Source organism: Leucobacter iarius, from assembly GCF_039530105.1.
GTDB lineage: Bacteria > Actinomycetota > Actinomycetes > Actinomycetales > Microbacteriaceae > Leucobacter > Leucobacter iarius.
Map to the genome: position 1 here is coordinate 187,913 of NZ_BAAAOB010000001.1, position 17,609 is coordinate 205,521.

A 17,609-nucleotide genomic window follows, 5' to 3' on the forward strand; every position below is an offset into this window, starting at 1 on the left:
GGCGCTGCCGGGCGCGCGCCCGGGCGGGCCCGGGCGCGACAGAATAGAGGCATGACCGACGAAGCAGTCCAGACCCCGTTCACCCCGCCCGCCGATCGCGTCGAGATCGGCGCCCGCATCGACGCGCTCATGCCGCAGGTCCTCACCGACCTCACCGAGATCGTGGCGATCCCGTCGATCGCCGACGAGCGCGTCGTCGATCCCGCCGAGTGCGTGCGCGCCGCCGAGTGGGTGCGCGACGCGTTCCTCACCGAGGGGATCCCGGTCGAACTCACCGAGACCCCGGACGGCACCTACGCCGTGATCGGCCACCGCCCCGCGCCCGCCGGGGCGCCGACCGTGCTGCTCTACTGCCACTACGACGTGCAGCCGATCCTCGACGAGCACGAGTGGCTGAGCCCGCCCTTCGAGCTCACCGAACGCGACGGCCGTCTCTACGGTCGCGGCTCCGCCGACTGCAAGGGCAACCTCGTGGCGCACCTCGCGGCGCTGCGCGCCCTGCGTGCGGACACTGCGGCGACGGACCCGGCCGCGTACCCCGTCGGCTTCGTGCTCGTCGCCGAGGGCTCCGAGGAGCAGGGGCGCGCGAGCCTCGACCGCTACGCCGAGGCGAACCCCGAGCTGTTCCGCAAGGCCGACGTGATCCTGATCCAGGACGCGGGCAACTTCGCGAACGGCGTGCCGACCCTGACGACGAGCCTGCGCGGCGCCGTCGACGTGGTCGTCGAGGTCTCCGCGCTCGAGGCTTCGCTGCACTCCGGCGAGTTCGGCGGCGCGGCACCCGACGCCCTCGCCGCACTCATCCGCATGCTCGCGACCCTGCGCGACGAGCGGGGCGACCTCAGCGTGCCCGGGATCCCGACCGACCAGGTCTGGCCCGGCGTCGAGTACGGCGAGGACGCGTTCCGCAGCGACGCGGGCATGCTCGACGGCACCGAGCGGATCGGCTCGGGCGCGGTCGCGGATCAGCTCTGGGCGCGACCGACGCTGACGGTGCTCGGGATCGACGCGCCTCGCGTGGTCGGCGCGGTCGCCGCGATCCAGCCCCGCGCCGCCGCGAAGCTGAACCTGCGCGTGCCGCCGGGCGCCGACCCGGCCGCGCTGCGCGACGCGCTCATCGCGCACCTGCACGCCATCGCGCCGTGGGGCGTGAAGGTCGAGACGAGCGCCGGCGAGCTCGGCCACCCGTTCAGCGCCGACACGACGGGCGAGAGCTTCACCCTGCTCAGCGATGCGCTCACCGACGCCTACGACGGCGTCGCGACCGTCACGAGCGGCGGCGGCGGATCGATTCCCCTCACGAACGTGCTCGCAGGCATCAACCCCGAGGCCGAGATCGTACTGCTCGGCGTTCCGGATCCGGAGAGCCGGATCCACTCCACCAACGAGAGCGTCGACCCGAACGAGATCCGCCGGATCGCGCTCGGCGAGGCGCTGTTCCTGCAGCGGCTCGGCGCGCGGGCGTAGCGCCGAATACAGAAGGGCCGGTGCCGGATATCGATTCCCGGCACCGGCCCTTCCGCGTCATGGACGAGCGCGCGCTCGATCAGGCCTTCGCGGGCTCCGGATCCAGTTCGGCGCCGCGATCCGAATCCGCGTCGTCGTTGTCGAACGCGCGGCCGTTCCGGGGCGCGTTGTAGAGGTCGAGGTCGAGGATCCCCTCGCGCTTCGCCACGATCGCGGGCACGAGCGCCTGGCCCGCGACGTTCACCGCGGTGCGGCCCATGTCGAGGATCGGATCGACCGCGAGCAGCAGGCCGACGCCCTCGAGCGGCAGGCCGAGGGTCGAGAGAGTGAGCGTCAGCATGACCGTGGCGCCGGTGGTGCCGGCGGTGGCCGCCGAGCCGACGACCGAGACGAGCACGATCAGCAAGTACTGCGTGAGCGAGAGCTCGAGGCCGAAGAACTGCGCGATGAAGATCGAGGCGACGGCCGGGTAGATCGCGGCGCAGCCGTCCATCTTGGTGGTCGCGCCGAGCGGCACCGCGAACGAGGCGTAGCCGCGGGGCACGCCCAGGTTTCGCTCGGTCACGCGCTCGGTCAGCGGCAGGGTGCCGATGGACGAGCGGCTCACGAACGCGAGCTGCACCGCGGGCCAGACGCCCGAGTAGTACTGCTTGATCGAGAAGCCGTGGGTCTTCACGAGGATCGGGTAGACGACGAACAGCACGAGCGCGAGGCCGATGTAGATGGTCACCACGAACCAGGTGAGCGATCCCATGGTGCTCCAGCCGTACTCGGCGACCGCGTTGCCGATGAGGCCGAGCGTGCCGATCGGGGCGAGGCGGATGATCCACCACAGCACCTTCTGGATGATCGCGAGGGCGGACTCGACGACGCGGATGAACGGCTCCGCCTTCTCGCCGATCTTGAGCGCGGCGATGCCGATCGCGGCCGAGACGATGATGACCTGCAGCACGTTGAAGTTGGGGGCGAGGTCGAGCGCGCCGGTCGCCGGGTCGGCGATGGCGCCGCGGACCTCGAGGCCGAGGAAGTTGCCGGGGACGAGTCCGGCGAGGAAGTTCCACCAGGTGCCGACGGTGTAGGGGTCGCCGGTCTTCAACTCGCCGTGCGCGGCCGCGGATCCGGGCTGGATCACGATGCCGAGCACGATGCCGATGGTCACGGCGATGAGCGCCGTGATCGCGAACCACAGCAGGGTCTGCCCCGCGAGGCGGGCCGCGTTGGTGACCCGGCGCAGACCGACGATGCTCGAGACGATCGCCGTGAAGATGAGCGGCACGACCGCGGCCTTCAGCAGCGAGACGTACTTCGACCCGATGGTGTCGAGCGTGACCTGCAGGCCGTTGGGGTTGCCGGCGCCGTCCTTGCCGAGCGAGAGCGCGATCGCGCCGAGCACGACGCCGAGCACGAGCGCGGCGAGGATCTGCCAGCCGAAGGAGGTCGCCCAGCGGGGCAGCCTCCGCTTCGCGGTCGGGGCCTGGGCGGTGGTCGACATGGGTCGTCCTTCCTGCGCGGTGCGCGGGTTTCGATGTCGCGGTGGATCGACGGCGCGCAGCCGGATCCGATTCCGTGGACGGGTCCGTTCGGACCCACAGCGGTCCAGCATAGCCTCACATCACGTTCACTTATGTCACCCATGTCGCAATGTTTCATAACGGGCCGTGACCGAACGCCCCGCAGCGACGCGAGAAGCGCGCCCGAGACAGCTCGACGCACCCGAATCTCCCGCATGAATCCGCCGTTTTTGCAGCAAGACTTGCTTTGTAACGGTACGGTAACGCATACTGGAACTTGTGCCGCTCGATCAGAGCGTGAAACTTCAACCGAGGATCCAAGGAGAAACGCAGCGTGCAGACTCCCGCCAAGGCGTTCATCGTGACGCTCGTCGCGTCCGTGACGTTCGCCCTCGGCGCAGCGCCCGCAAGCGCAGCTCCCGCACCGGTCGACTTCGCCGCAGCTGCCGCAGAAGTGGTCCAGCCGCCCGCGCAGACCCTGCGCACGCAGCAGGAGGACGTCAGCGCGAACACGCTCGATTCCATGCTGAAGATGAGCGACGTCGCCAACGCCCCGCACGGCTTCGATGTCGAGAAGACGATCGCGGCCGCCGAGAGCGAGGTCGGCACCAGCCGCCCCACCGGTTGGAGCGCCCCCGGCGAGTGCATCATGTCGGCCCAGCGCTGGATCCTCGCGGGCGGCGGCAAGTGGGTCGGCAGCGGCGATCCCGTCGCGAACTACGCCGGCGCGACCCGTCTCGCGCTGTCCGACGCCCAGCCCGGCGACATCATCCAGTACGAGAACATCGCCTCCCCCACCTCCTGGGTCACCGGCGTCCACACCGTCCTCGTCACCGGCGTCGACAAGGACGGCACCCTCACCATCATCCAGTCGAACAGCCCCGGCGGTTCGGGTCTCGTGACCAAGAAGGAGAACTGGACTCCCGAGCCCCCCGCCGGCTTCCAGGCCGTCGTCTGGCGCTTCTAAGACTTCCCGCGCTTCAGCGGACGACGAAGGCCCGTGATGCTCACGCATCACGGGCCTTCGTCCGTTCCGGTGCCCGGCCGGGCGCCGGCGGCGGCTACTTCGCGTCGCGGGTGCGGAACAGGATCCCGGCGGGGATCACCGCGACGAGCGCCCAGGCGAGCATGACGAGCATCGCGCCCCAGTAGTCGGGGCCCGTCGCGCCCGGCACGGTCGCCTCGGCGATGCCGGCGGACATGGTGTTGCCCAGCGAGAACGGGATGTAGTGGGAGACGGTGCTGACCCACTCCCAGCCCGTCATCGAAGCGATCTGGAGTCCGAGCGGCAGCACGAAGGTGAGGCCCGCGATCACCGCGATGCCGCCGGCGGTGCTCCGGAACAGGGCGGCGACGCCGAACGCGAGCAGCGCGATGAGCGTCAGATACGCGATGGCGCCGGCACCGCCCGAGACGACCGCCTTCGAGAAGATCACCGATCCGACCTCGGAGTTGAACAGCAGCGCGATGAGCAGGCCGCCGATCACCAGGATCGCCGCGGTGACGACGGCGATGATGCCGAGCACGATCGCCTTCGCGAGGAACACGGGGGTGCGCTTCGGCACCGCGGTGAGCGTCGAGAGGATCATGCCGCTCGAGTACTCGCTCGAGATCGCGAAGACGCCCAGCACGCCGAACACCAGCGCGATGAACGGTGCGGCGATGGTGGCCGAGGAGAGCGCGTAGGTCTCGGGCGGGATGGTGGGCGCGCCCTCCATGCCCGCAGTGGACTTGAGGCCCCAGGAGATGAGGAGGCTGAGTCCGAGACCGGCGACGACGGTGGCGATGAGGGTCCAGCGGATGCTGCGCAGCGAGGAGAGCTTGATGCCCTCCGAGCGCAGTACTCCGCCGAAGCGGAGACGGGGGCGCACGGCGTTCCGGTGCGCGTCGGTTCGACGGGCGGGCGCCTGCGGGGCGCTTCCGGCGGGAGCGGTGGTGGTCATGGTGTGAATCCTGTTCGTCTGGTGCGTCGCGGGTGAGCGCGAGGCGAAAACTCGGTGTCTGGCGGCTCGGCTCAGGCGGCCGGCGGGAACGCGTGCGCGGCGTCGGTGCGGTACTCGACGTCGTCGCGGGTGAGCGCCAGGTAGGCGTCCTCCAGGCTGGACCGCACCGGCGTGAGCTCGTGCAGCTCGACCCCCGATTCGAAGGCCGCGCGACCGACCACGGCCGCGGGCACGCCCTCGACGGTCAACGAGCCGTCGGCACCGTGCTCGACCCGGACCTCGGGGACCCGCAGCAGCAGCTCGGCCAGGCGGGCGGCCTCGGGTGCGCGCACCGAGACCCGGTCGGTCTGGGCGCTCGCGATGAGCCGATCGATCGGCGCGTCGGCGACGATGCGGCCACGCCCCAGCACGATCACGTGGTCGGCGGTCTGCGCCATCTCGCCCATCAGGTGGCTCGACAGCAGGACGGTGCGTCCCTCGGAGGCCAGATAGCGCACCAGCTGGCGCACCCAGAGCACGCCGTCGGGATCGAGACCGTTGACGGGCTCGTCGAGGATCAGTACCTTCGGGTCGCCGAGCAGCGCCGCGGCGATCCCCAGTCGCTGGCCCATGCCGAGCGAGAAGCCGCCGACGCGCTTCATGCCGACCGCGGAAAGGCCGGTCATCTCGAGCACCTCGTCGACGCGGCGCTCGGGGATCCCGTGCGTCGCGGCGAGCGCCCGCAGGTGGCTGCGAGCGGAGCGGCCCGGGTGCACGCCCTTGGCGTCGAGCAGGGCACCGGCGACCGCGAGCGGTGCGTCGTGCTCGGCGTAGGGCTTGCCCATGATGGTGACGGTGCCGCTGGTGGGCCGGTCGAGTCCGACCATCATCCGCATCGAGGTCGACTTGCCCGCGCCGTTCGGCCCGAGGAAGCCGGTGACCTGCCCCGGCTGGATGCTGAAGCTGATGCCGTCGACCGCGGTCTTGGCTCCGTAGCGTTTCGTGAGTCCGGTGGCCTCGATCATGGGGGCTCCTTCTCGTGGTCCCGCGCGAAGGCGAGGGGTCGGTTCCGGGCGGTGGATCCGCTCCGGGATGATTCCACGGTATGCGGAGCACCCGACCGGGCACGTCCCCCTGAGGTACCACTTCCGGCCCGGAGGCTCCGACCCCGGGAGGAGATCCGGTCGTTCAGAACAGCGTCGGCTGCGGCTGCAGCTGCGGGATCGCGGGCTCCGGCGTCTCGCGGATCGCCGGCCGTCCGGGCGCCCATTCGAGGCCGTGCTTGCGGATGAGCGGGCGGATCCTGGCGGCGAGCGCCCTGCGGTACTCCTGCGGGGCGCGGCTCGCGCCCTCGGGGTACAGGCCGCGATAGCGCGCGACCAGATCGGGGTGCTCGCGCCGCAGCCAGGCGAAGAACCAGGGCTTCACCCCGGCGCGCAGGTGCAGGGGTCCGTACATGACCGACCGAGCCCCGGCTTCGCGGATCTCGCGCAGCAGCGCGTCGAGCTGCTGCGCGCCGTCGCTGAGGTGCGGCAGCACCGGCATGACGAAGACGTCGATGGGCAGTCCCGCCTCACGCGCCCGCGCGACGGTCTCGAGGCGCGCCCGGGTGCTCGGGGTGCCCGGCTCGACCGACTGCTGCAGTTCGTGGTCGCCGATCGCGATCGACATGGCGAGGTCGACCGGGGCGCGTTCGGCGGCGACGGCGAGCTGCGGCAGGTCGCGGCGCAGCAGGGTGCCCTTGGTGAGGATCGAGATCGGGGTGCGGCTGCGCGAGAGCGCCTCGATGATGCCCGGCATGAGCCGGTAGCGCCCCTCGGCGCGCTGGTAGGGATCGGTGTTGGTGCCGAGCGCGACGGTCTCGCGCGCCCACTTCGGCCTCGCGAGTTCGCGCGCCAGCACCTCGGCGACGTTGACCTTCACCACGATCTGCTGGTCGAAGTCGGCACCCGTATCGAAGTCGAGATAGCGGTGCGTGCCGCGGGCGAAGCAATTGTGGCTGATCACTCCGTTCGCAATGAAATCGCCGGTGCCTGTGGTGATGTCCAGCAGCTCGCGTTCGCCTTCGAGCGGCTCGATCGCGACCACCCGAAGATCGGCGACGGTCTTCACTGCGACGCCCTCGACCGACAGCTTCCTCGTAATGGCCGGCTGCACCGTGGCGAAGAATCTCTGCCGAGCCGGCAGGCCGCCGAGCAGACGGATACTCCGCACCCCGTTCGGGCGCGCAGGTTCGACGGTGTGCGAGAGCTCGAAGCGCTCCATCGCGGCCGAGATCTCCGAGAGGAACTCGGGGTTCCTATTCGGTATTCGAACGATTCCCCGGGAGCAGCTTCCCTCGGCGTCGAAGACGCCGGCGAGGAACCCGGCGCACCAGTCCAGGTCGGCAAAGCGCGTCTCGTGCGTGATGCGCTCGATCGCCTCGACCTGCTTCCGGGCGGCGGTGTGCAATGCGCGGATCGCCCGGCGGGTGCTGCTCGCGGGAGCGAACGGCCGCTCTCGCACGACGATCCCCTCCGCTTCCAAGTATCGGCGAGAGCGGTCCAGGGCCTCCTCGTCAGCCAGAGCAAGGCGGAACATGACGATGTCGCGCACGCGGGACCCGTCGTCGTAGCTGCGGCGGAAGATCATGCCATCTCCGCGCACCATTCCCGCGAGGTACCCTCGCCGGTATGCATCGCCCTCGATATCGACGGCGCCTCGCGATGCACCTCCGCCCAGCCCGAAGCCCATCAAGCGATTCGCCGTGGTCAGGTGCGGACGCTGCCCGGACTCGCTGTTCCGTACGAACTTCCATCCTCGATCGGTGAGGAAGCGGTGATCGCCGCTCGCGATGAGGGTGGTCCCGTCCGCGATGGCGACCCGGTAGGCAACCTTTCGGGTCCCCCACTTGTCGAGGATCGTCGTGCGCACGTACCGTCGGTACCTTCCGCGCCGTTCCGTTCCGATGATCTCGGCCCCGACCTGGAGCTCTCTCAACGGTCGCTGCCTCCCGTCCGCGCAGAGGATGAGCGTCTCCGGGGAGACGCAGTACACGCACGCATGACTGCAGCCGCGGTAGGGGTTAATGGTCCACGCGAACGGCATCGAGGACTGCCCCGGCACCCGGTTGAGCGCGCTCTTCGCCAGCACCTCGTGGAACACCGCGCCCTGGAACTCCGGCGCCCGCACCGTGCGCAGGTGCCCCGGGAGCGCCGCCAGCGTCGACCGTTCGAGCCCCGGGAGCGCCGGATCCGTCGCTTTCGCCGAGACCGAACCGGCCTCGGGCGCGGACGATCCCGCATCGGCGGCCGCCTCGGCGGCGCCGGGATCCCGCAGTTGACCGTCCCATCGCATGCGAATCATTCGAACATATGTTCGAATGATTCGCAACCCACTCGCTGTCCGAAAAGCAGTATCCTGACTCGGTACCCGGAACGCGACGATGGGAGATCCGTGGACGGATGGCAGCAGGGCGGCTGGGGCTGGTTCGCCCTGGCGCTCGTCAACGCCGGCCTGGCCGAGCAGAAGAACCGATCGCGCCTGAACTGGTTCCTGCTCTCATTGCTCCTCGGACCGTTCGCGACCGCCTACATCGTGATGACCGCGAAGCCGGAGCCGTCAGAAGCAGCGGGGGTCACCGTCATCGAACCACACATGGGCCTCTGGGTCATGGCCGTGCTGCTGCTCGGCGGAGCGCTGATCGCCGGCCTGTTCGCGCTCACCACCCCGTGGCTCTGGTTCGTCGCGGGCGGATGCTTCGCACTGTCCGCGACCGCCGGGGTACTCGCGTGGAAGGTCGCCGCGCGGAGCACCGTCTGAACGACGCACCGCCGCCCCGAGACAGTCGGGGCCCGCGCGGGTTAGGCTGTGCGTAGAGGCAGACAGCGGGCCCACGGGGGTTCGCGCCCGGCGCAGGAGGTGGCCCGTGGACCAGTCGCACATCACCGACGAAGAGCTGCACGCCGCGCTCGAGAGCTACCGTTGGGCGCTCGGCGACGCCCAGCGCGAGGCCGGGGACGACGCCGAGCGCGACGAGGTCGTCGCCGCCGCGCGCGGCATGCTCCGCGACGACGACCCCGAGCAGCACGACCTCATCGTGGCCCTCGCGGAGAGCGACAGCGGCGATCCGGTCTGGAACCTCGAAGAAGAGCTGCTCGACGACTAGCGGGGCAGCGTGGTCGAGCCGCGGGTCCCGCGACTCGACCAGCGGCTACGCGTCCCGCTGCTCGGCGATCCGCACGTGGTGGTGGATCACCTCGGCGACCACGAAGTTGAACCACTTCTCGGCGAACTCCGGATCGAGGTTCGCCCCCTCGGCCAGCTCGCGCAGTCGGGCGATCTGCCGCGACTCGCGGCCGGGATCCGACGCGGGCATCTCGTGCTCGGCCTTCAGCAGCCCGACGGCCTGGGTGCACTTGAAGCGCTCCGCGAGCATGTGGATCAGCGCGGCGTCGATGTTGTCGATGCTCGACCGCAGTCGGTCGAGCTGCTCCTGGGCGGACGGCTCGGACACGGCGGCCCTCAGCCCACCAGGTCGTGCAACACGACGACCTGCTCGCGCTCGGGGCCGACGCCGACCGCCGAGATGCGGGACCCGCTCATCGCCTCGAGCGCGATGATGTAGTCCTGCGCGTTCTTCGGCAGATCCTCGAAGCGACGGGCGCCCGAGATGTCCTCGTTCCAGCCGGGGAACTCCTCGTAGATCGGCTTCGCGTGGTGGAAGTCGCTCTGGTTGACCGGCATCTCGTCGTGGCGCACGCCGTTCACGTCGTACGCGACGCAGACGGGGATCGTCTCGAGCCCCGAGAGCACGTCGAGCTTGGTGAGCACGAAATCGGTGACGCCGTTGATGCGCGCCGCGTAGCGGGCGATCGGCGCGTCGTACCAGCCGCAGCGGCGCGGACGACCCGTGGTGGTGCCGAACTCGAAGCCCTGCTTGCGCAGGTAGTCGCCCGACTCGTCGAACAGCTCGGTCGGGAACGGGCCGGCGCCGACGCGGGTCGTGTAGGCCTTGACCACCGAGATGACACGGTCGATCTGGTGCGGGGGCAGGCCCGATCCGGTGCTCGCGCCGCCCGCGGTCGCGTTCGACGAGGTGACGAACGGGTAGGTGCCGTGGTCGATGTCGAGCATGGTCGCCTGGCCGGCCTCGAACAGCACGGTCTTGCCCGCCTGCATCGCCTCGTGCAGCAGCAGACCGGTGTCGCACACCATCGGCGCGATCATCTCGCGGTAGCTCAGCAGATCGTCGACGACCTCGTCGACGCCGATCGCGCGGCGGTTGTAGATCTTGACGAGCACCTGGTTCTTGAACTCGAGCGCCGCCTCCACCTTCTGGCGCAGGATCCCCTCGTCGAAGAGATCCTGGATCCGGATCCCGACGCGGTTGATCTTGTCGGCGTAGGCCGGGCCGATGCCGCGACCGGTGGTGCCGATCTGGCGCTTGCCGAGGAACCGCTCGGTGACCTTGTCGAGCGTGCGGTGGTAGGCCGTGATGACGTGCGCGTTCGCGCTGAGCTTGAGCCGCGACACGTCGACCCCGCGGCCGCCGAGCGCCTCGAGCTCGCCCCGCAGCACCTCGAGGTCGACGACGACGCCGTTCGAGATCACCGGGGTGACGCCGGGGGTGAGGATGCCCGAGGGGAGCAGGTGCAGCGCGTACTTCTCGTCGCCGACGACCACGGTGTGCCCCGCGTTGTTTCCGCCGTTGAACTTGACGACGTAGTCGACCCGGCTGCCGAGCAGGTCGGTCGCGCGACCCTTGCCCTCGTCGCCCCACTGGGCGCCGGTGATGAGTACAGCGGGCATCTCAGCCCCTTCCCTCGAGCGTTCCGCTCGCTTCGATCTGGGCGATCGCGGTCGCGTCGGCCCCGTTCAGAAATTCGGTGAGGCGCTCGACCTCGCCCGTCTCGCCGATCGCACCGGCCGCACGGCGCAGCGCGAAGAGCGCGCGCAGCACCCCGCGGTTCGGCTCGTGCTCCCACGGCACCGGCCCGGCGCCGCGCCATCCGGCCCGCCGCAGCGCGTCGAGCCCCCGATGGTAGCCGACGCGGGCGAACGCGTAGGACTCGATCTCGCGGCCGTCGGCGTACGCGCCGTCGGCGAGCAGCGCCCAGGCGAGCGGCGAATCCGGGTTCGCGCGAACCACGCTCTCGATCGGTTCGCCGCGGTCGAGAGCGTCAGAGACATGCGGTTCGGCCGGGAGCCGCGTGGGCTCGGGACCGAGAAGGTTCTCGCCGATCACCCGCCCAGTGTACCGGGCGGGTGACCGCGAGTCGTGGAACCGGGCCCGTCTCAGAGCTGGAACGAGGTGATGATCCGCTTCAGCGTGGCGTACTCGGGGGTCTGCATGAACGCCTTCGCCTCGTCCATGTTCGCGAAGGTCCGCGGGCGGAGCTCCTTGTGCGTGCCGACCTGCGTCCCGTCGGAGAGCGTGTACTGGCGCTCCGCGGTCCACAGCAGATTGACGTCGAAGCAGGTCTTCACCGGCGGAGTGTTGACCAGGGCGACGGTCGCTGCGACGACGCCGTCCCCGGTGTTCCAGGCCCGGTAGACGAACTGCGGCGCGGTCAGCGCGACCGGGGGTTCGGTGGCGGGAGCATACCCCGTGAGGGACACCTCCTGACGATCGAGCTCCTCCACCTGCATGGGGACGCTGTCGGCGGAGCAGACGCCGCCGAGCCCGGTGGCACCGTTCAGGAACACGAGCTGCCGCTTCCCCGCCGTGTCGAGCACGTTGAGCTGGAAGATCCCCTGGTCCGCATACGGCGTCTCCTGCTCCTCGAGCTTCCACCCCGGGGGCAGCTCGAACGACGCGGTGAATCGCTGATCCGAGAATCGCGTCCAGGCGGCCGGGGTCTCGGTGGGCGTGGCGCTCGGCTTCGGGGTGCTGCTCGTCGAGGGGCTCGTCGTCGGCTTCGGTGCGGCTTCGGGAGCGCAGCCGGTCAGGACGGACGCGAGAACCGCCGCGGTGATCAGGAGGATCCCGCCGGATCGGCGGGCGGAGGGAAAGAGGCTCATGTCCCGAAGATTAGTGTCCTCGGGATCTCCGAACGATCACAATTCGTATCTCCGTAATAACGATTTCGACACCGCGTTCGAGCGGGATCGAGCCGCCGGAGAGCGGGAACGAAAAACGGCCCGGTACCGCGGAGCAGTAGCCCGCGGCACCGAGCCGTTTCGGAGGTCTCAGCGGAAGTTGACGAACTGCAGCGCGACGTCGACGTCGGCGCCTTTGAGGAGCGCCATGGTCGTCTGCAGGTCGTCGCGGCTCTTCGAAGAGACGCGCAGTTCGTCGCCCTGGATCTGCGACTTGACGCTCTTCGGGCCCTCGTCGCGGATCAGCTTGTTCAGCTTCTTCGCGGCGGCCTGGTCGATGCCCTCCTTGAGCTTCGACTCGATGCGGTACTCCTTGCCGCTGGCGAAGGGCTCGCCCGAGTCGAGCGCCTTGAGCGAGAGGCCGCGCTTGATGAACTTGGACTGCAGCACGTCGAGCACCGCGTTCGCGCGCTCCTCGGTGTTCGCCTTGATGAGGATCGTCTCGCCACTCATCGAGATGTCGGCGCCGACGCCCTTGAAGTCGTAGCGCTGCTCGACCTCCTTGCGGGCCTGGTTGACCGCGTTGTCGACCTCCATCGAGTCGATCTTGCTCACCACGTCAAACGAAGAATCTGCCATGCCCCCAGCGTACGCGAAACCGCGCGGGGTGTCCCCGCACCCGGTTCAGCCGGCCTGCGCGAGGATCCGCTCCGCCCGGTCGCGGATCGGGGCATCCACCATCTGCTCCCCCACGCGCACGGCACCGTCGCCCGTGTCCACGATGGTGCGCGCCCACGTCACCTGTTCGGCGGTCGGGCCGAAGCCCGCGTGGATCGCGGCCAGCTGCACCGGATGGACGGCGAACTGCCCCGTGAGGCCGAGCCCGCGGAAGCGGCGCGCGTCTCCTTCGACCCGGTCCAGGTCGGCCAGCTCGAACGACGGCGATGCGATCGGACCGAGGAGACCCGCGATGCGCGACTCCAGCACGAGCCTGGCGTAGGCGAAGTCCATCGTGACCGAGTCGAGTTCGGTGTCGAGGTCGAACGACAGATCGGCCGCCCCGATGGCGAGCCGGGTCAGGCCGGGGACCGCGGCGATCTCGCCCACCCGGGCCAGGCCCGCCGCGGTCTCGATCTGCGCGAGCACCTCGAGCGGTGCGCCGGCCGGCCCCGTCCCCGCGTCCGCTCGCGCGGCGGCGATCGCGTGCGCGAGCGCCGCCGGATCCTCCACCTTCGGCACCGCGATGCCGGCGAGGCGACCGCGCGCGCCCGCGGAGAGCCCGGCGAGCGCCGCGAGCTCCGACTCGAACCGGTCGGACCGCGGACCCTCGACGCGCACGATCACCGATGCGGCGAGCGCGAGCTCGGAACCCGACTCCGCTTCGAGGGCCGCGATCACGTGCGCCAGCGCAGCCGCCTTGTCGGCGACGGCCACGCCGTCCTCGAGGTCGATCACGACCCGGTGCGCTCCCGAGGCGATCGCTTTGGCGTAGCGGTCGGGCCGCGAGGCGGGCACGAACAGGTAGGAGAGCGCGGCGGCCGTCATGCCTGGAGCCTACTCCGGGGGTCGGGTGCGCCGCGCGTGCCTCGGCGCCTCGGCATCGGTGGCCGTAGCGGCCACCCCTTCCGAAGCCCCGCGCTCGGCGAATCGCCCGAGCGGCGCTTCGAGGATCGCGCCGGCTCCGTCCGCGGCCCCGAACCCCTCAGCGGCGGGTTCGTCGGGAACGATCCCGACATCGCCGGGTCTGCGTGAGAGCGTGCCGAGATTGGAGATCGCGCCGACCCCGGCGGCCGCGCCGAGCAGATTCGCGGTCTGCACGAACGCGGGCGCGAGCGGGGACTCGACGGCGGTCATGAAGAAGCTCGTCGCCATGGCGAGCAGGGCCAGGCCGTAGACGAACAGCCGGAGGACCGGAGTGGATTTGAACATGAGCGCTCCTTCCGCGAGCGGGGTCGGTTCATTCGATGTAGCCGTCGGGGGCGCTCGGCGGCGGGGGCGGGTCGCCCCGATGGATATGGGCGCGGAGCTGCGCAACGTACTCGCGGGACGCCGCTTTGTCGGCCCACATCCGATCCATGCGGGCCTGGTCGGCGTGCCGCTCCTCACGCAGGAGCTCGGCGTACTGGTTGCGCTCCTCCTGGAGCTGATCGATGAACGCCTGCATGTCGTCCCGCCGCCGGCCGCGAGCCCGGTTCAGCGCCGCGAAGGCGCCTCCGGAAGCCCCGAGCAGCGCGGTCAGCACGGTGCCCCAGTTCACCCTCGACAGGCCCTCCATGATCAGGGATTCCGGGGAGCTCACGAGCGCCTCACCTCGTCCAGCTGAGCCTTGATCTGGTTCCAGTGCTTGACCGTCATCCGCCCGAACGATCGCGTTCCGTGCGCACGCGCCATGTCGTTGATGTAGGACTGAGAGACCCCGGAGAAGGTCGTGTAGAACCCCGAGTCGAGGTCGTAGATGACGCACCGCTCCTCCGTCGCGGTCCTGGGTCGGGTCGTGCCGATGTACATGCCGATGGGGTTGGTCATGGGGAGCACCTCCTTGAGTGCGGGGACGGCCGGTCGAGCCGTGCGGACGGGGTGGACCGTGCGGGCCGCACGGCCGAATGCCGAGGGACGGAGCGAACGGGGATCGATCCAGGCGCCGGCCGACCAGAGCCGGTCACGGCGGAGCTCCCAGTGCAGGTGCGGCCCGGTCGAGGCTCCGGTGTTGCCCGAGAGGGCGATGATCCGACCCGCGGCGACCCGCTGCCCGAGTCCGACCCGGTACTCAGACAGGTGGCCGAAGCGCTGCAGCAGACCGTCGTCGCGCAGCAGATCGATGGTCCTCCCGCCGAGCCCGTCATCGCCGACGTACACGATCGTGCCGTCGCTGGTGGCGGGCACCGGGGTCCCGACCGGCGTCGGCCAGTCGGTCCCCCAGTGCGGCGCCCATCCGGCCGGCCGGATCCCCGGCCACTCGATCACGCGCTCCGGAGGGAGCGGATAGAAGAGCGCCACGGATCCGGCAGCCGGCTCAGGCGACGCTGAACAGGTAGGCGTCGGAGTCGATGACGATCATCGACCCGGTCTTCGCGTTGGTCGTCGCGGCGTAGACCGAGAAGTGCACCCGGGTGCCCACAGGCACGTCGAGTTTGAACTCGCGGCTCGCCCGGATCCCGCCGTTGACATCCGCGCTCACTCGCTCGAGGTAGTGATCCGACTGCGCGCCGGTCGCAACAGTCACCGACTCGAATCGGAACTCGAGCACGTCGCCCGGGGCGAACCCGTTTCCGTACAGGTGCGCGGTCAGCGAGTACGGCCCATTCCCACCCACGCAGTTCTCCTTCGCGTTCCCGCTATCGATGAGGTACAGGCGCTGGCCGGGCGCGATCGGACGGGTGGTTCGGTTTTCGCGGTGGTAGCTCTTCACAGTGATCTCCTTTGGGTCGGGCTGAGGGGTCGGATCGGTGGGCAGGTTCTTCGGACGCAGGTACCCGAGGGCACCTGCCAGGGTGAGGGTGAGCTTCTGCGATGCGCCCGGGTTCTGGCTCATGCAGAGCACGCTCCCGCCGGACGGTGCCGCGAGCGCGATGGCCACGTGCGAGTAGGGGTAGTTCGCCGCTCCGTAGCCCCAGAAGATGACATCGCCCTTACGGATACCGCTCGTTCCGGAGGTCCTCGTGACCTTCGCGTCGAGGCCGTTCACGGGGAAGTTCGTGAACACGCTGTCGGTGAAGCCGGACGGGGCATACCCCATCGACTGCGTGCCGCCGGCCACCCGCATGAGGTAGTCGATCCACAGGTCGTGGCACTGGTAGATGTTCCCCGCAGGGATGCCATCGTGGTCGATGTACTTCCCGTTCACGGAGTTCGCCCACTGGTCCACTGTCAGTAGCGCCATGTTTCTCCTTCGTCTTGATTTCGGATTCGATCTCGGGGACCTCCGTCGGTTCTCGACCCGGCCTCCGAGGGATCGCCGGACCGGCGATCCCGTGCCCGTGCGCCGATCTGCGAGCGCACGCACGGGCCGCACGTGACCCTGTGCCGGTTCCGCCCCACCACGGGCGGCCACGCGTCATCACCCCGACGCCTTCGGTTCCCCGCTCGAGCGGGGCCAACTGGTGGATCGCTGCGGCACCCCTACCGCGGCGACTCCGGTGCGCTCGGTGCGCGCCGCGCCGCGGTGGCGGGCGGTCGCTCCGGCGGGTTCGATGGACTCCCGGATGGATCCGGTCCGCTCCCGGTTCGCGAGGTGCGGAGGAACAGGACCCACGGGAGCGGGACGTCGAAGTGGCGTGCGATCGCGAAGAGCTCGTCGATGGTGAAGGGGCTGGCACACAGCATTCGTCGTTTGAGGGTGGAGAGGGAGATGCCGATCGAGTCCGCGAGCCGCTCCTGCGTCTCGGCGCGATCGTGCAGGAGAGCTCGCACGGCCAGGGCGGCTTGGGCACTGGGTGTTGCGTAGTTCATGTGAACTATAGTTGCGGTCCTCTAACTAGAAAACAAGCTTCCTGGACTACTCGTGCCAGAACTGGCACGATGGATCCCATGAACGACTACGACACGCTCGATCTGACGCGGCACATCGCCGGACAGGTGCGCGCACTCATGGCCAAGTACGGCGTCAGCCAGAGCCAGATGGCGGAGTCCGTCGGGACCTCGCAGTCCCAACTGTCGAAGATGGTGCGCGGCGTCCGCCCGATCTCCATCGACCAGCTGGACGCCATGTGCTTCTCGCTGGGCGTCGAGTCGTGGGAACTCGTCCGCGAGGCGGAGGAGTTCCTCGCCGCCCACGATCGCCGATCACCGGCCCGCCTCGTCTTCGCCGACCGCGGAGTCGCGCTGCGCGCCCCGCGCGCCGTCGACGACGAACCGAAGCCCGCGATCGTGCAGGCACTCGGCGGCCGCCGCCGAAACGCCGCTGAAACCGTAGAGTCGAACCTCATTGTCGGACGCTTCGGTCAGGATGAGGACCAGTCGATCGCCGACGAGCTCGCCGCGTCCCAGCGCCGGGCCGCGAGCAAGCGGTCGCGCGACCGAGGAGAGGACGGCGAGTACGACTGATGGATCTGGTCTTCTTCGACATCCTCGACGCGCTCGGCGTGACCGTCGAGTACGTCAATCTCGAACACCTCGATCGGGATGGCGAGTACGACCACGACCTGAAGCTCGTCCGGCTCCAGCACGACATGGCTCCGCGCCTGCACACGTTCAAGCTCGGGCACGAGACCTGTCACGCTCTCAACGGCGACGTCCCGTCGCTCTTCCCCCACTTCGACGCGAAGATGGAGCGCCGCGCCGACGAGTGGGCGGCGACGCGGCTCATCGACCCCGAGCGCTACCGCGAGGTCGAGGCGCTCCGCGACGGCCACGTCGCTTCCATGGCGCACGACCTGGGGGTCGTCTCGGAAGCCGTCGAGGTCTACCAGCAGATGCTCGCCCGCATCGGCGACGCCGTCTACCTGCATCCGCGCATGGGTGTCGGTCAGTGGTCGCGGAAGTTCGCCGGCACTCGTGACGCGCTCGGCTGAACCGCGGATGTTCGAACCGCGCAGCGCGGGCGGCGTGTCGCGTCGAACATGGGTTCGATCCGCGCGTTCGATCCGCGTCGTTTCAACACCGCACGGACCGCACGAACGATCCACAGCTGTGGATAACTCTGTGGAGAATCGGGGGAAAACGCGTGAATACCGGCCCTGAGGTGTGGACA

Annotated in this window: 21 protein-coding genes; 6 read left to right on the plus strand and 15 right to left on the minus strand. The window is 69.7% G+C overall.

Features of this window, described 5'->3' with window-relative positions; genetic code table 11:
• Positions 1-51 precede the first annotated feature (51 nt).
• Entirely contained in the window at positions 52-1,467 is a 1,416-nt protein-coding gene (locus tag ABD169_RS00785; protein ID WP_344028034.1) for a dipeptidase, read from the plus strand.
• A 79-nt stretch (positions 1,468-1,546) separates the two neighbouring features.
• On the opposite strand, the gene ABD169_RS00790 is transcribed toward ABD169_RS00785, so the two are convergent.
• On the minus strand, positions 1,547-2,959 hold the full coding sequence (locus ABD169_RS00790) for a dicarboxylate/amino acid:cation symporter (protein WP_344028037.1): 1,413 nt from the start codon (positions 2,957-2,959) through the stop codon (positions 1,547-1,549).
• 353 nt (positions 2,960-3,312) lie between these two features.
• Here ABD169_RS00790 and ABD169_RS00795 point away from each other — a divergent pair, with 353 nt between their 5' ends.
• The gene (locus ABD169_RS00795; RefSeq protein ID WP_046454934.1) at positions 3,313-3,945 is read left to right on the plus strand and encodes a hypothetical protein; all 633 of its coding nucleotides are present in this window, start codon (positions 3,313-3,315) and stop codon (positions 3,943-3,945) included.
• A gap of 94 nt (positions 3,946-4,039) precedes the next feature.
• Here the strand turns inward: ABD169_RS00795 and ABD169_RS00800 are convergent, their stop codons facing one another.
• From ABD169_RS00800 to ABD169_RS00810, 3 genes are all read right to left on the minus strand, one after another.
• Complete coding sequence (locus tag ABD169_RS00800) at positions 4,040-4,921, minus strand: ABC transporter permease subunit (RefSeq protein ID WP_344028041.1); 882 nt, start codon at positions 4,919-4,921, stop codon at positions 4,040-4,042.
• Positions 4,922-4,992: 71 nt separating this feature from the next.
• Positions 4,993-5,925: an ABC transporter ATP-binding protein gene (locus ABD169_RS00805; protein ID WP_344028044.1), complete on the minus strand. Its 933-nt coding sequence runs from the start codon at positions 5,923-5,925 to the stop codon at positions 4,993-4,995.
• Positions 5,926-6,088: 163 nt separating this feature from the next.
• A complete protein-coding gene (locus ABD169_RS00810) occupies positions 6,089-8,236 on the minus strand; it encodes an intein-containing Rv2578c family radical SAM protein (RefSeq protein WP_344028047.1) in 2,148 nt (715 codons plus the stop codon).
• 99 nt (positions 8,237-8,335) lie between these two features.
• Between ABD169_RS00810 and ABD169_RS00815 the strand changes: the two genes are divergently transcribed.
• Positions 8,336-8,701: a hypothetical protein gene (locus ABD169_RS00815; RefSeq protein ID WP_344028051.1), complete on the plus strand. Its 366-nt coding sequence runs from the start codon at positions 8,336-8,338 to the stop codon at positions 8,699-8,701.
• Positions 8,702-8,807: 106 nt separating this feature from the next.
• The gene (locus tag ABD169_RS00820) at positions 8,808-9,047 is read left to right on the plus strand and encodes a hypothetical protein (RefSeq protein WP_046454930.1); all 240 of its coding nucleotides are present in this window, start codon (positions 8,808-8,810) and stop codon (positions 9,045-9,047) included.
• A 45-nt stretch (positions 9,048-9,092) separates the two neighbouring features.
• Here the strand turns inward: ABD169_RS00820 and ABD169_RS00825 are convergent, their stop codons facing one another.
• The 11 genes from ABD169_RS00825 to ABD169_RS16155 all read right to left on the minus strand — a co-directional run bounded on the left by ABD169_RS00825 (position 9,093) and on the right by ABD169_RS16155 (position 16,369).
• Positions 9,093-9,395 (minus strand): chorismate mutase, encoded by a 303-nt coding sequence (locus ABD169_RS00825; protein ID WP_046454929.1) that lies wholly within the window; start codon positions 9,393-9,395, stop codon positions 9,093-9,095.
• Positions 9,396-9,403: 8 nt separating this feature from the next.
• Positions 9,404-10,690: an adenylosuccinate synthase gene (locus tag ABD169_RS00830; protein ID WP_344028055.1), complete on the minus strand. Its 1,287-nt coding sequence runs from the start codon at positions 10,688-10,690 to the stop codon at positions 9,404-9,406.
• Between the two features lies 1 nt (position 10,691).
• Positions 10,692-11,126, minus strand: coding sequence for a DUF3151 domain-containing protein (locus ABD169_RS00835; RefSeq protein ID WP_344028058.1), 435 nt, complete (start codon positions 11,124-11,126; stop codon positions 10,692-10,694).
• A 50-nt stretch (positions 11,127-11,176) separates the two neighbouring features.
• A complete protein-coding gene (locus tag ABD169_RS00840) occupies positions 11,177-11,902 on the minus strand; it encodes a hypothetical protein (protein ID WP_344028061.1) in 726 nt (241 codons plus the stop codon).
• A 168-nt stretch (positions 11,903-12,070) separates the two neighbouring features.
• Entirely contained in the window at positions 12,071-12,559 is a 489-nt protein-coding gene (locus ABD169_RS00845; RefSeq protein WP_344028064.1) for a YajQ family cyclic di-GMP-binding protein, read from the minus strand.
• A 45-nt stretch (positions 12,560-12,604) separates the two neighbouring features.
• The gene (locus ABD169_RS00850) at positions 12,605-13,465 is read right to left on the minus strand and encodes an HpcH/HpaI aldolase/citrate lyase family protein (RefSeq protein WP_344028066.1); all 861 of its coding nucleotides are present in this window, start codon (positions 13,463-13,465) and stop codon (positions 12,605-12,607) included.
• 9 nt (positions 13,466-13,474) lie between these two features.
• Entirely contained in the window at positions 13,475-13,849 is a 375-nt protein-coding gene (locus tag ABD169_RS00855; protein WP_344028069.1) for a hypothetical protein, read from the minus strand.
• Positions 13,850-13,877: 28 nt separating this feature from the next.
• Entirely contained in the window at positions 13,878-14,219 is a 342-nt protein-coding gene (locus ABD169_RS00860) for a hypothetical protein (RefSeq protein ID WP_344028072.1), read from the minus strand.
• The gene (locus ABD169_RS00865) at positions 14,216-14,917 is read right to left on the minus strand and encodes a M23 family metallopeptidase (protein ID WP_344028075.1); all 702 of its coding nucleotides are present in this window, start codon (positions 14,915-14,917) and stop codon (positions 14,216-14,218) included. Before ABD169_RS00865 ends, ABD169_RS00860 begins: the two co-directional genes overlap by 4 nt.
• Positions 14,918-14,933: 16 nt before the next feature.
• Positions 14,934-15,800 (minus strand): C40 family peptidase, encoded by an 867-nt coding sequence (locus ABD169_RS00870; RefSeq protein ID WP_344028077.1) that lies wholly within the window; start codon positions 15,798-15,800, stop codon positions 14,934-14,936.
• A 239-nt stretch (positions 15,801-16,039) separates the two neighbouring features.
• A complete protein-coding gene (locus ABD169_RS16155; protein ID WP_425560935.1) occupies positions 16,040-16,369 on the minus strand; it encodes a helix-turn-helix domain-containing protein in 330 nt (109 codons plus the stop codon).
• A 78-nt stretch (positions 16,370-16,447) separates the two neighbouring features.
• Here ABD169_RS16155 and ABD169_RS00875 point away from each other — a divergent pair, with 78 nt between their 5' ends.
• Complete coding sequence (locus ABD169_RS00875) at positions 16,448-16,963, plus strand: helix-turn-helix domain-containing protein (protein ID WP_344028080.1); 516 nt, start codon at positions 16,448-16,450, stop codon at positions 16,961-16,963.
• Complete coding sequence (locus ABD169_RS00880; RefSeq protein WP_344028083.1) at positions 16,963-17,430, plus strand: ImmA/IrrE family metallo-endopeptidase; 468 nt, start codon at positions 16,963-16,965, stop codon at positions 17,428-17,430. Before ABD169_RS00875 ends, ABD169_RS00880 begins: the two co-directional genes overlap by 1 nt.
• Positions 17,431-17,609: the final 179 nt, after the last annotated feature.